This is a genomic window from Pseudomonas sp. JQ36, from assembly GCF_053851495.1.
Genome location: NZ_CM132642.1, coordinates 693257 through 705303, shown reverse-complemented (window position 1 = coordinate 705303; position 12047 = coordinate 693257). Strand labels below are relative to the sequence as shown.

Below are 12047 nucleotides of genomic sequence, written 5' to 3'. Positions count from 1 at the left end.
CATGAATGCAAAAGTCTGGCTGGTGGGTGCAGGTCCCGGTGATCCCGAACTGCTGACGCTCAAAGCGGTACGCGCATTGCGTGAAGCGCAGGTGGTGTTGATTGACGATCTGGTCAATGCCGCGGTGCTGGAGCATTGCCCCACCGCGCGAATCATTGCCGTAGGCAAACGCGGCGGCTGTCGCTCGACGCCGCAGGCGTTCATCCACCGGCTGATGCTGCGTTATGCACGCCAAGGCAAATGCGTGGTGCGGCTCAAGGGCGGAGACCCATGCATTTTCGGCCGTGGTGGCGAAGAGGCGCAGTGGTTGCGCGAGCGTGGGGTTGAGGTCGAATTGGTCAACGGGATTACCGCCGGACTCGCCGGCGCGACGCAATGCGATATTCCGCTGACGTTGCGCGGCGTGGCGCGCGGGGTGACGCTGGTGACCGCGCATACCCAGGATGACAGCCAGTTGAACTGGCAGGCGCTGGCGCAGGGCGGGACGACACTGGTGATTTACATGGGGGTGGCCAAGCTTGGCGAGATTCGCGATCAGCTATTGGCGGGCGGGATGGCGGCGGATACGCCAGTGGCGATGATCGAGAATGCCTCTCTGCCAGAACAGCGCGAGTGCCGCAGTGATTTGATGAGCATGAGTGACGACGCCTGCAGGTTTGGACTCAGGAGCCCGGCCATTCTGGTCATTGGCACTGTGGCCGCTGTTGTAGAAAATCAAAGGATCGCAGCCTTCGGCAGCTCCTACAGGATGTATGCGGATACTGTGTAGGAGCTGCCGCAGGCTGCGATCTTTAGACCTTCAAAGCCAAATCGCAGGCAAAGAAAAGCCCGGCCTGAGCCGGGCTTTTCTCGTAGCGGCAGCTAATTACTTAGCTTGAGCTTCAACCTGCGCTTCTACGCGACGGTTAACAGCGCGACCAGCTTCAGTTTTGTTGTCAGCAACTGGGCGGGATTCGCCGTAGCCGATCGACTGAACGCGGGACGATTCAACACCGTACTGGTTGGTCAGAACTTGCTTAACGGCGTTTGCACGACGCTCAGACAGTTTCTGGTTGTAAGCGTCAGGACCGACGGAGTCAGTGTGACCTTCAACAGTAGTGGTGGTGGATGGGTACTGCTTCATGAAGTCAGCCAGGTTTTTGATGTCGCCGTAGCTGTTAGGCTTGACTACCGACTTGTCGAAGTCGAATTTCACGTCCAGCTCAACACGAACAACTTCAGCAACTGCTGGGCAGCCATCAGCGTCAACAGTTACGTTGGCTGGGGTGTCCGGGCACTTGTCAACGTTGTCGCAAACGCCATCGTTGTCGCTGTCGGAGCAAACTTCAGCAGGTGCTGGAACTGGAGCAGCAGCTGGCTTGGAGCCGCCACCGAAGTTCACACCGATACCGACGCTAGGAGCCCACTCGGTGTCGCCCTGGTCGATGTTGTACTGAGCTTCAACGCCGGCACGGGCGTAGAAGTTCTCGGTGAAGTACAGCTTGGCACCGCCGCCAATGTTGGCGAAGGTGGAACGGTTACGACCGTTCGAACCGTTCTGGTCGATGCTCTGGTCAGAGAAACCGGCCGAAACGTATGGACGAAGCATGTCGCCTGGGTTGTTGAAGTGGTACAGAGCGTCCAGAGCGGTGTTAGCGCCTTTGACGTTCTTGCCATCGTCGGCACGTACGTTGTGCACTTCATCGTAGCCCAGACGCAGTTCAACGTCGTCGGTCAGGAAGTAACCGATCGAACCGCCGAACAGGTTGCCGTTGTTCTTGAAGTTACGAGCGCTGTCGAATTGTTCTTTCTTAGCGAAGCCTTCGATTTCAACTGCGCCTTGGCCTTGTGCCAGAGCGCCGAACGAAGTGGCGGCAATCAGAGAACCAATGGCCAAGCCCAAGGTGTTTTTCAGTTTCATCCGTTAAATCCCCATCTGGTGATTGTGAAGCAGTCCCGCAAACCGGGGGACAACTCGGCGGCAAGTCTATCAGAACTTGCCTACACGTAAGAGATATTTGCGCTGAACTAAGTTTCAGCAATGCCTGCAAATTTCTCACGCAATTTATCTAGAGCGCGTTTGTAACGCATTTTTGTCGCACTCAAACCCATGTGCATGATGTCTGCGATCTCCTGAAACTCCAGCTCTGCGACAAATCGTAGCACCAGAATTTCACGGTCAATCGGATTCACATACACCAGCCAGCGATCAAGCCCACCCTTCTCCTCCGGCTTCGGCGCCTTTTCTTCAGACGCTTCTTCAAGAGGGTCCAGACTGAGAGCGTCCATCAAGCGACGCTTACGCCGTTCCTTCCGATACTGCGTGATGCATTCGTTATACGTGATGCTGTAGAGCCAGGTTTTGAACTTCGATTTCCCCTCGAAGTTCTTCAGGCCGTACAACACCTTAAGCATCACTTCCTGACAGACATCGTCTGCGTCGCGATCGTTCCCAAGATATCTCGCACAAACGTTAAATAATGTTCGCTGGTAACGCCGCATCAGCTCTTCATAGGCGCGCGTCACGTGAAACAGCTCGGTATGCGCGCGCGCGACCAACTCCTCATCAGAGAGCTCACGGGGGTCATAGCGCGTGGATAGCGTTTGGGCTTTATTCAAAACAAGTCGTGCCGACAGTCAGGTCAATGTCCGCCGCACCCCTCTCAGGGCATTTTGCGGCGGCATACATTAGCAGGGTTTGCCGGGTTAGCGGCTACTCACATGCTGTTCCAGCAGGATCCGATTGGAGAGTGAGACTAGCTCACCCTCATCGGTCAGCACTGTGGTTTTAACCGTGCCGATCTCTTCGATCTGGCCTTCGACCTCGCCAACACGCACTTGTTGCCCAACCTGATACAACTCACGCACATAGATTCCCGCAAGAATCTGACCGGCAATTTCCCGGCTTCCCAAACCCATGGCCAGCGCAACGGCCAGACCAACGGTAATCAATACGATGACAATCACATGGTTCAGCAGGTCAGTCTTGACCTCGAGCTGACTGATCGCGACCGAGATGCTGATGATGATCACCAGCCCCTGGGCGATTCGGCCCAAACCCGAAGCGTAGTCCAGCCCTACGCCTTCCGCCGCCCCGCGCACCAAGCCGTTGGCCAATTGCGCGAGCAAAACACCGACCAGCAGCACCAGTGCGGCACCGAAAACTTTCGGCAAATACAGCGCCAGCATGTCCAGCGTAGCTGAAACTCGCTCAAGTCCAAGGGACTCTGCTGCAGAAACCAGGAAAATCAGCAGAACGAACCAATAAACGATTTTACCGATCAAGGTCGAGATCGGCACCTGCAGCCCGGCCCGCGACATCAACTTGGTCAGCCCGGTGCCGCCCATCAGGCGGTCAAGGCCCAGTTTGGCCAGCAGTTTGGACAGCAAGGTATCGAGCAGCTTGGCCACCACGAAACCCAACAGCAGCACCACCAGTGCGCCGAACAGGTTCGGGATGAAATTGGCGACTTTGGTCCACAACGCAGTCATTGCCGTGACGAGGCTCTGAGTCCAGAGATCAAGTTCCATATTCAATCAGCCTTATCAGCAGTGCGTGCAGTGGTTTTACGAAGACGGGAAACCGGCGAGACGTGGGCCGATCCGTTATTCAGGGCGATCATCAGCGCGGGCAGCCAGCGGCCCAGCAGGCTGAACAGATCACCGGCGCCGACCTGGCGGTTGGCGGTTTTGAGTACGCGGCCCAGGCAGGCATCGTCGTCGCGGCTGGACGGCGAGGCGTTGAGCATGTCGCGCAAAGACTGTTCAAACGGATCGTGCATACGCACCTCTCGTGATGTCTGTGAAAGACGCGGGCAAATTTGGTCGGGTCACATGTCGCATCTTCATACCCAGCGCAAACGACGGAATAACCACCATTGACCGAAGGCCATGGCCAGCACCGTCAGACAGGCAATCAGGAAACCATAAGGGCTGCTGGCGAACGGAATGCCGCCCACATTGATGCCCAACAGGCCGGTGAGAAAACTCATCGGCAAAAAGATGCAGGTGATTATGCCGAAGCGATACATCGTGCGATTCATGCGCACGTTCAAACGCCGGTCTTCAGCCTCCAGCACAAGCCCCATGCGCTCTCGGGTCAATTCCAGCTCTTCGAGATAGCGCGTCAGGCTGTTGTTCAATTCGTTCCAGTAGTCGGCGTCATCGTCGACAAACCACGGCAGTTTTATCCGTGTCAGTTGTCCGAAAATATCCCGCTGCGGTGCCAGAAAACGCTTCAGTCCGGCCGCCCGGCGGCGGATGTGCAGAATCGAGCCATGTTCGGGGGTATACCGTTCGTCGGCATCCAGTTTTTCTTCCTCTTCATCGACCAGTTCCGACAGGCACGTGACCAGATCCTGCACCTTGTTGGTGAGGAATTGCGCCAGATACAGGATCAGTTCAGAAGAGGTTTTCGGGCCTTTGCCTTCGCTCAACAGCGCCAACAGTTCATCGGTGGCACGCAGCGGACGCAAGCGCAGGGAGATGACCCGTTGCGCCGAAGCGAAAATCCGCACCGAGACCATGTCTTCCGGCTCGGCACCGGGATTCAGGTTGACCCCACGCAAAAACAGCAACAGCTCGGCATCCGGCAACGGCAACAGGCGCGGCCGGGTATTTTCTTCCAGCAACAGGTCGCAGGCAAATTCATTCAGGCCGCTGGATTTGCGCAGCCAGGTCTGGGTTTGCGGATGGCTGCGATCCCAATGCAGCCACAGGCTCTCATGGGCCTGCAGCTGCAGATCGTCGAGCTCAGTCCGGGCAATCGAACGCGCACCGCCTTTACCGTCCAGCACCAGGGCATGCACCAGCCCCCACTGCGCGTTTTCTTCCTCGAACATCCGCATCCCTTTGTCGAAAAACTTATTCAGGCATCTGCAGCGGACTTGGCGAAACGATCACGCCGTTGTTGTCCGCATAGATGTATTGGCCCGGATGGAACGTCACGCCGGCGAAAGTTACCGGTACGTTGAGATCGCCGATGCCACGTTTTTCGGTCTTCATCGGGTGACTGGCCAGGGCCTGGACACCGAGATCGGTCTGGGCAATGACGTCGACGTCACGGATGCAACCGTAGATGACCATCCCTTCCCAGCCGTTTTTCGCGGCTTTCTCGGCGATCATGTCGCCCAGCAACGCGCGACGCAGCGAACCGCCGCCATCGACCACCAGCACCTTGCCATTCCCCTTGAGTTCGGCTTGCTCCTTGACCAGCGAGTTGTCTTCGAAACATTTGACGGTCACGATTTCGCCGCCGAAGGAATCACGGCCGCCGAAATTGCTGAACATCGGTTCCAGCACCTGCACCAGCTCCGGATAGGCGTCGCACAGGTCAGGCGTGAGGTAATGGTTCATCGAAAAACTCCTGTAAAAAGGAAGACGATCAAGGATGTCGCACTCTTTTGAAACGAGTCCCGGTGGTCGCTGTTTACCTTAGTTCATGCAATGGTCGCTGAACGAACCTGAACAAACGCTGAAACGTAATAGCTAAACAGCCACCTAATATGACCAGAATCGCACAATGCGTCATATCTTAGCCGCAAGCCGACCCGAACGAAATGCCCTTTTCAGAGCCCCGGGCTCAGACCGCAGCGGCAAGATCGGGCTTGCCGCCGAGCAACGGTGTCTGCTGATCATTCAGCCAGCGCGCCACCAGCGGCCAGACCTCGGCCTGCGCTGCTTTGCTCACCAGCATCTCGACATGCCCGAAGTTGTCGCTGAAGCCCTGTTCGCGTCCCAGATTGATGAACTGCTTGTGCTCGGAGCCGATCTGCTCGAACAGTTTGCGGCAGGCCCACGCCGGATCCTGATGATCGCCCGCCGCCGTCACGGCCAATACTGGCAGTTGAACCTCGGCAAGCCCTGCCCACCAATCCTTGTCCTTGTCGCCAAACCGCCCGAACAAGCCGTACCAGCGCATGCTTTCCAGCGCCAGCCCGATCGGCTCGTCTTCCGGGCCGCGCTTGAGGCGTGAACCGGACAACTGCGCGAAACGCTTGAGAATGAAGCGCCCGCTCCACTCCACCGGTGGAATCTTCAACGGCCAGTACGTGCGGCTGACCTGCGTGCCGAAAAACGCCGCCGAGGCCACGGCAGGCTCGCCGAGGTATTCGCCACCCAGCGCTGCTGCCAGGGTGATGCCGCCCAGCGAATGGCCGATCCAGTGCGGCACCTGCCCGCTCTGCTCGCGGACGAACGCGGCAATCGCCGGCAGATCGTAACGGGCGTAGTCAGCCACGCGGTTGCGCCGGTAGTCCTCGTTGCGCTGCGACAGGCCGTGACCGCGCATCTCCGGGATCCACACGTCGAAGCCCAGGCGCGTCAGGTACGCGCCCAGCCCGAGGCCCTTGGGGGAAAACCAGAAGCGCCGGTTGGAAAAGCTGCCGTGCAGCAAAATCACCGGCACGCCGCGTGGTGTCGTGTCATCGGCCATGCCCAAGCGGGTCACGGCGATTTCCACGGACCAGTCGGGACTGTTGCCGGGTTTGAGTCGATACACGTCTTCGCTCAGATCACCGCGACGTTCGGCGCTGATCAGGGCGACAGGAAACAGGTTGCTGCTGCTTTGCATAATGCTCTTGCACAAAAAAGGGCGGCATCCGGAGAGCCCGCCCTACTTCAATCTCAAAGCCCCCGACCTTTGTGGGAGCGGGCTTGCTCGCGAAAGCGGTGTATCAGCCAACATTTGTGGCGGATCTTATTCCGTCTTCGCGAGCAAGCCCGTTCCCACAGGGGAGGATGGCCGTTCACATACTGATTACGCCTGCGCCTGACCTTCAGCGAGGAAGAACCAGGTTTCCAGCACGGAGTCCGGGTTCAGCGACACGCTTTCGATGCCCTGCTCCATCAGCCATTTGGCCAGATCCGGGTGGTCCGAAGGGCCCTGACCGCAGATGCCGATGTATTTGCCGGCCTTGTTGCACGCGGCAATCGCGTTGGCCAGCAGCTTCTTCACCGCCGGATTACGCTCGTCGAACAGGTGCGCGATGATCCCGGAGTCACGGTCCAGGCCCAGGGTCAACTGGGTAAGGTCGTTGGAGCCGATCGAGAAGCCGTCGAAGAACTCGAGGAATTCCTCAGCGAGAATTGCGTTGGATGGCAGTTCGCACATCATGATCACGCGCAGGCCATTGTCGCCACGGGCCAGGCCGTTTTCGGCGAGCAAATCGACCACCTGGCTGGCTTCGCCGAGGGTACGGACGAACGGCACCATGATTTCGACGTTGGTCAGGCCCATCTCGTTGCGCACACGCTTCAGCGCGCGGCACTCGAGTTCGAAGCAGTCACGGAACGATTCGCTGATGTAACGCGAAGCGCCACGGAAGCCGAGCATCGGGTTTTCTTCTTCCGGCTCGTACAGCTTGCCGCCGATGAGGTTGGCGTATTCGTTGGACTTGAAGTCCGACAGACGCACAATGACCTTCTTCGGCCAGAACGCTGCAGCGAGGGTGCTGATGCCTTCCACCAGTTTTTCGACATAGAAGCCGACCGGATCGTTGTAACCGGCGATGCGCTTGTCGACGCTGTCCTTGATTTCCTGCGGCAGGCCGTCGTAGTTCAACAGCGCTTTCGGGTGTACGCCGATCATGCGGTTGATGATGAATTCCAGACGGGCCAGGCCCACACCGGCATTCGGCAACTGCGCGAAGTCGAAGGCGCGGTCCGGGTTGCCGACGTTCATCATGATCTTGAACGGCAGCTCCGGCATGGCGTCCACGGAGTTCTTCTTGACGTCGAAGCCCAGTTCGCCTTCGAAGATGTAACCGGTGTCGCCTTCGGCGCAGGACACGGTCACACCCTGACCATCCTTGAGCAGTTGGGTGGCGTTGCCGCAACCCACGACCGCTGGAATCCCCAATTCACGGGCGATGATCGCCGCGTGGCAGGTACGGCCACCACGGTTGGTGACGATGGCGCTGGCGCGCTTCATCACCGGTTCCCAGTCCGGGTCGGTCATGTCGGAGACCAGCACGTCGCCGGCCTGGACTTTGTCCATTTCCGAGACGTCCTTGATGATCCGCACTTTACCGGCGCCGATACGCTGGCCGATGGCACGACCTTCCACCAGCACGGTGCCGGTTTCTTTCAGCAGGTAACGTTCCATGACGTTGGCCTGGGTGCGGCTCTTCACGGTTTCCGGACGGGCCTGCACGATGTACAGCTTGCCGTCGTCACCGTCCTTGGCCCACTCGATATCCATCGGGCAGCCGTAGTGCTTCTCGATGATCATCGCCTGCTTGGCCAGCTCGCTGACTTCGGCGTCGGTCAGGCAGAAACGCGCGCGTTCGGCCTTGTCGACATCGACAGTCTTCACCGAACGCCCGGCCTTGGCCTCGTCGCCGTAGATCATCTTGATCGCTTTGCTGCCGAGGTTGCGACGCAGGATCGCCGGGCGACCAGCCTCCAGCGTGCCTTTGTGCACGTAGAACTCATCCGGGTTCACCGCGCCTTGAACAACGGTTTCGCCCAGACCGTAGGCGCCGGTGATGAACACCACGTCACGGAAACCGGATTCGGTATCGAGGGTGAACATCACGCCGGCGGTACCGGTTTCCGAACGCACCATGCGCTGCACGCCAGCCGACAGGGCGACCAGTTTATGGTCGAAGCCCTGGTGCACGCGGTAGGAAATCGCCCGGTCGTTGAACAGCGAAGCGAACACCTCTTTGGCGGCGCGGATAACGTTTTCCACACCACGGATGTTCAGGAAGGTCTCCTGCTGACCAGCGAACGAGGCGTCCGGCAAGTCTTCGGCGGTGGCGGAAGAACGCACGGCCACGGCCACGTCAGGGTTGCCGGCCGACAGCGCGGCGAACGCGGTGCGGATCTCGGTATTGAGTTTTTCAGGGAATTCGGCGTCCATGATCCATTGACGGATCTGCGCACCGGTCTTGGCCAGCGCGTTGACGTCATCGACGTCCAGGGCGTCGAGAGCCTTGTGGATCTGATCGTTGAGGCCGCTCAGTTCGAGAAAGTCGCGATAGGCCTGCGCGGTGGTGGCAAAGCCGCCGGGGACCGACACACCGGCACCCGCCAGGTTGCTGATCATCTCGCCCAGGGATGCGTTCTTGCCCCCCACATGCTCAACATCGTGTTTGCCGAGCTTATCGAGGGAAACTACGTACTCTACCAAGGTGATCTCTCCACTAACTGTGTTGGAAAAGCTCAGAAACCGGCAGCTCGGGGGAGCGTTGGCCGGCTGTATGGCCTGGACCTGGAAAATAAGTGAGAATGCGGGCCAATGGCGGCCGACAAATCGCGCCTATCATATCCAGAAATACTCTTTAGCTTAAGGCCCAAGGTGCAAATGAAACGATCTGCTTTCTTTATCTCCGATGGCACCGGCATTACCGCCGAAACCCTGGGTCAAAGCCTTCTGGCGCAGTTCGAAAACATTACCTTCACCAAGCTCACGCGGCCGTATATCGACAACGCGGACAAAGCGCGGGCCATGGTACAACAAATCAACAAAGCCGCTGAAACCGACGGCTTCCGTCCGATCATCTTCGACACCATCGTCAATCAGGACATCCGTGAGATTCTCGCAACGTCCAATGGTTTCATGATCGACATTTTCTCGACCTTCCTCGCCCCGCTGGAGCAGGAACTGACCGAGCACTCTTCCTACACCGTCGGCAAGTCCCACTCGATCGGGCACAACTCCAATTACATGGAGCGCATCGAGGCCGTGAACTTCGCCCTCGACAACGATGACGGCGCGCGCACCCACTATTACGACAAGGCCGATCTGATACTAGTGGGCGTGTCGCGTTGTGGTAAGACGCCGACGTGTCTGTACATGGCGATGCAGTTCGGCATCCGCGCGGCCAACTACCCGCTGACCGAAGACGACATGGAGCGCCTGACCCTGCCGACCGCCCTGCGCGCCCATCAGCACAAGCTGTTCGGCCTGACCATCGACCCTGATCGCCTCACCGCAATCCGCAACGAGCGCAAGCCCAACAGCCGTTACTCGAGCTACGCCCAGTGCGAATTCGAAGTGCGCGAAGTGGAAAACCTGTTCCGCCGCGAGAACATCCCGCACATCAACTCCACGCATTTTTCGGTGGAAGAGATTTCCGCGAAGATTCTGGTGGAGAAAGGTGTGGAGCGGCGTTTCAAATAAATTCGTGGTGTCTGATCCGACGCCTTCGCGAGCAAGCCCGCTCCCACAGGGTTTCAGAGTGTTCATGCATGTTGTGCCAGGCACAAAACCTTGTGGGAGCGGGCTTGCTCGCGAAGGCGGCGGCACATCCAGCATTGATGTTGTCTGACACACTGCTATGGCGAGCAGGCTCATGCCTGCATTTGGCCTTCAGCGCTTGCTTTGTCAGATGACAAACAGGTCGATGAAACGATTCACGGGAGTCGCCTCAAGCTGCGCCTGATCCTTGCACAACGCGAAGATCTCGCCACTGCGCTGCCCGGTGAATCGTGTCAGCAGATTGGCCTTGAACTTGTCCTCCAGCAATGGAATGCCTTCGACCCGGCGCCGGCGATGGCCGATCGGGTATTCGACCACCACGTTCTCGGTGCTGGAACCATCCTTGAAAAACACCTGCACCGCGTTGGCAATCGAGCGTTTGTCGGCCTCCAGGTATTCGCGGGTGAAACGCGGGTCTTTAACGATGACCATCTTCTCGCGCAGCACATCAATGATCGGGTGCGCAGCGTGGAAAGCGTCCTCGTACTGTTCAGCCACCAGGTTGCCGAACGCCAGCGGCACGGCGGTCATGTACTGAATGCAGTGGTCGCGGTCGGCAGCGTTGGCCAGCGGCCCGACCTTGGAAATGATGCGAATCGCCGACTCGTGGGTGGTGATGACGATGCGATCGATTTCATGCAGTCGATTGCGCACCAACGGATGCAAGGTCACCGCCGCTTCGCAGGCCGTCTGCGCATGGAACTCGGCGGGAAAGCTGATCTTGAACAGCACGTTTTCCATCACGTAACTGCCGTAGGGCCGCGAGAAACTGAAGGCGCGTTTACCCTCGGGTTTTAGCGCCAGATCGTTGTTGGTGTGGCTGAACGACACGTCGTAGAAGCCCCACTGTTTGGCCGTCAACACTCCGGGAATACCCATCTCGCCACGCAGGGCGATGTCAGCCAGACGAACACCGCGACTGGTCGCATCCCCCGCCGCCCAGGACTTGCGCGACCCGGCGTTCGGCGCATGGCGATAGGTGCGCAGCGCCTGACCATCGGCGAAGGCATGGGACAACGCCGACAGCAGTTGCTCGCGATTGGCACCCATCAGTTTCGCTGTGACCGCAGTCGAGGCGACTTTCACCAGCAGAACATGGTCGAGGCCGACGCGGTTGAAGGAGTTTTCCAGGGCGATCACACCTTGAATCTCGTGGGCCATGATCATCGCTTCGAGCACGTCGCGCATTGTCAGTGGTGCTTCGCCGTTGGCGATACGCTTCTGCGACAGATGATCGGCCACCGCGAGAATCCCGCCGAGGTTGTCCGACGGATGCCCCCACTCGGCGGCGAGCCAGGTGTCGTTGTAATCCAGCCAGCGCACGATGCAGCCGATATCCCACGCGGCTTTCACCGGGTCGAGACGACAGGACGTGCCGGGAACCCGAGCGCCGAACGGCACGACGGTGCCCTCGACGATTGGGCCAAGGTGCTTGGTGCATTCGGGAAAACGCAACGCCAGCAGGCCACAGCCGAGGGTGTCCATCAGGCAGTTGCGGGCGGTGTCGAGGGCTTCGGCAGATTCGATTTTGTAGGTGAGGACGTAATCGGCGATGTCCTGCAGGACACGGTCGTAGTCGGGGCGATTGTTCAGGTCGACGTTGGCGCTCATGTTCGATTCACTCTGGCAGTGGTTCGTTGATGGGACCTCGGTTCAGGCTGATTTTCTTATATTGAAATGCAATCCCCTGTGGGAGCGGGCTTGCTCGCGAAGGCGGTGTGTCAGCCAGCGAAAATGTCGACTGACACTACGCCTTCGCGAGCAAGCCCGCTCCCACAGTTTTTGTTCGGTGTAGTGTCAGAAAGTATCGCCGGGCACACGAATATTACTTTGTGGATTGATTATCCTGGTTGAAATGCAAGCC

General features: G+C 58.6%; 11 protein-coding genes. 2 read left to right on the top strand and 9 right to left on the bottom strand.

Features of this window, described 5'->3' with window-relative positions:
- The first annotated feature begins 1 nt into the window (after position 1).
- Positions 2 to 769, top strand: a complete 768-nt coding sequence (gene cobA / locus ACS4NR_RS03415) for a uroporphyrinogen-III C-methyltransferase (RefSeq protein ID WP_456019087.1) — start codon at positions 2 to 4, stop codon at positions 767 to 769.
- 96 nt (positions 770 to 865) lie between these two features.
- Here cobA and ACS4NR_RS03410 read toward each other — a convergent pair whose 3' ends face one another.
- The 8 genes from ACS4NR_RS03410 to ppsA all read right to left on the bottom strand — a co-directional run bounded on the left by ACS4NR_RS03410 (position 866) and on the right by ppsA (position 9112).
- A complete protein-coding gene (locus ACS4NR_RS03410; protein WP_095138642.1) occupies positions 866 to 1900 on the bottom strand; it encodes an OmpA family protein in 1035 nt (344 codons plus the stop codon).
- 107 nt (positions 1901 to 2007) lie between these two features.
- Positions 2008 to 2598: an RNA polymerase sigma factor SigX gene (gene sigX, locus ACS4NR_RS03405; RefSeq protein WP_064116922.1), complete on the bottom strand. Its 591-nt coding sequence runs from the start codon at positions 2596 to 2598 to the stop codon at positions 2008 to 2010.
- 87 nt (positions 2599 to 2685) lie between these two features.
- Positions 2686 to 3510, bottom strand: coding sequence for a mechanosensitive ion channel family protein (locus tag ACS4NR_RS03400; protein WP_095138641.1), 825 nt, complete (start codon positions 3508 to 3510; stop codon positions 2686 to 2688).
- A gap of 2 nt (positions 3511 to 3512) precedes the next feature.
- Positions 3513 to 3761, bottom strand: a complete 249-nt coding sequence (locus ACS4NR_RS03395) for a hypothetical protein (protein WP_003223293.1) — start codon at positions 3759 to 3761, stop codon at positions 3513 to 3515.
- Positions 3762 to 3824: 63 nt separating this feature from the next.
- On the bottom strand, positions 3825 to 4820 hold the full coding sequence (locus tag ACS4NR_RS03390) for a zinc transporter ZntB (protein ID WP_095138639.1): 996 nt from the start codon (positions 4818 to 4820) through the stop codon (positions 3825 to 3827).
- A gap of 22 nt (positions 4821 to 4842) precedes the next feature.
- The gene (rraA, locus tag ACS4NR_RS03385; RefSeq protein ID WP_443535615.1) at positions 4843 to 5334 is read right to left on the bottom strand and encodes a ribonuclease E activity regulator RraA; all 492 of its coding nucleotides are present in this window, start codon (positions 5332 to 5334) and stop codon (positions 4843 to 4845) included.
- A gap of 226 nt (positions 5335 to 5560) precedes the next feature.
- On the bottom strand, positions 5561 to 6550 hold the full coding sequence (locus ACS4NR_RS03380) for an alpha/beta fold hydrolase (protein WP_456019086.1): 990 nt from the start codon (positions 6548 to 6550) through the stop codon (positions 5561 to 5563).
- A gap of 186 nt (positions 6551 to 6736) precedes the next feature.
- Positions 6737 to 9112 (bottom strand): phosphoenolpyruvate synthase, encoded by a 2376-nt coding sequence (gene ppsA, locus ACS4NR_RS03375; RefSeq protein WP_096797095.1) that lies wholly within the window; start codon positions 9110 to 9112, stop codon positions 6737 to 6739.
- Between the two features lie 174 nt (positions 9113 to 9286).
- Between ppsA and ppsR the strand changes: the two genes are divergently transcribed.
- Positions 9287 to 10105, top strand: a complete 819-nt coding sequence (gene ppsR / locus ACS4NR_RS03370) for a posphoenolpyruvate synthetase regulatory kinase/phosphorylase PpsR (protein ID WP_007960912.1) — start codon at positions 9287 to 9289, stop codon at positions 10103 to 10105.
- Between the two features lie 204 nt (positions 10106 to 10309).
- Here the strand turns inward: ppsR and prpD are convergent, their stop codons facing one another.
- Entirely contained in the window at positions 10310 to 11794 is a 1485-nt protein-coding gene (gene prpD / locus ACS4NR_RS03365; RefSeq protein ID WP_456019085.1) for a 2-methylcitrate dehydratase, read from the bottom strand.
- Positions 11795 to 12047: the final 253 nt, after the last annotated feature.

Bases quoted from the DNA above. Each gene is read 5' to 3' on its own strand.
- ACS4NR_RS03400 (WP_095138641.1), bottom strand. From the start codon at position 3,510: ATGGAACTTGATCTCTGGACTCAGAGCCTCGTCACGGCAATGACTGCG.
- rraA (WP_443535615.1), bottom strand. From the start codon at position 5,334: ATGAACCATTACCTCACGCCTGACCTGTGCGACGCCTATCCGGAGCTG.
- ppsR (WP_007960912.1), top strand. From the start codon at position 9,287: ATGAAACGATCTGCTTTCTTTATCTCCGATGGCACCGGCATTACCGCC.
- ACS4NR_RS03410 (WP_095138642.1), bottom strand. From the start codon at position 1,900: ATGAAACTGAAAAACACCTTGGGCTTGGCCATTGGTTCTCTGATTGCC.
- ACS4NR_RS03390 (WP_095138639.1), bottom strand. From the start codon at position 4,820: ATGTTCGAGGAAGAAAACGCGCAGTGGGGGCTGGTGCATGCCCTGGTG.
- ACS4NR_RS03395 (WP_003223293.1), bottom strand. From the start codon at position 3,761: ATGCACGATCCGTTTGAACAGTCTTTGCGCGACATGCTCAACGCCTCG.
- ACS4NR_RS03380 (WP_456019086.1), bottom strand. From the start codon at position 6,550: ATGCAAAGCAGCAGCAACCTGTTTCCTGTCGCCCTGATCAGCGCCGAA.
- prpD (WP_456019085.1), bottom strand. From the start codon at position 11,794: ATGAGCGCCAACGTCGACCTGAACAATCGCCCCGACTACGACCGTGTC.
- cobA (WP_456019087.1), top strand. From the start codon at position 2: ATGAATGCAAAAGTCTGGCTGGTGGGTGCAGGTCCCGGTGATCCCGAA.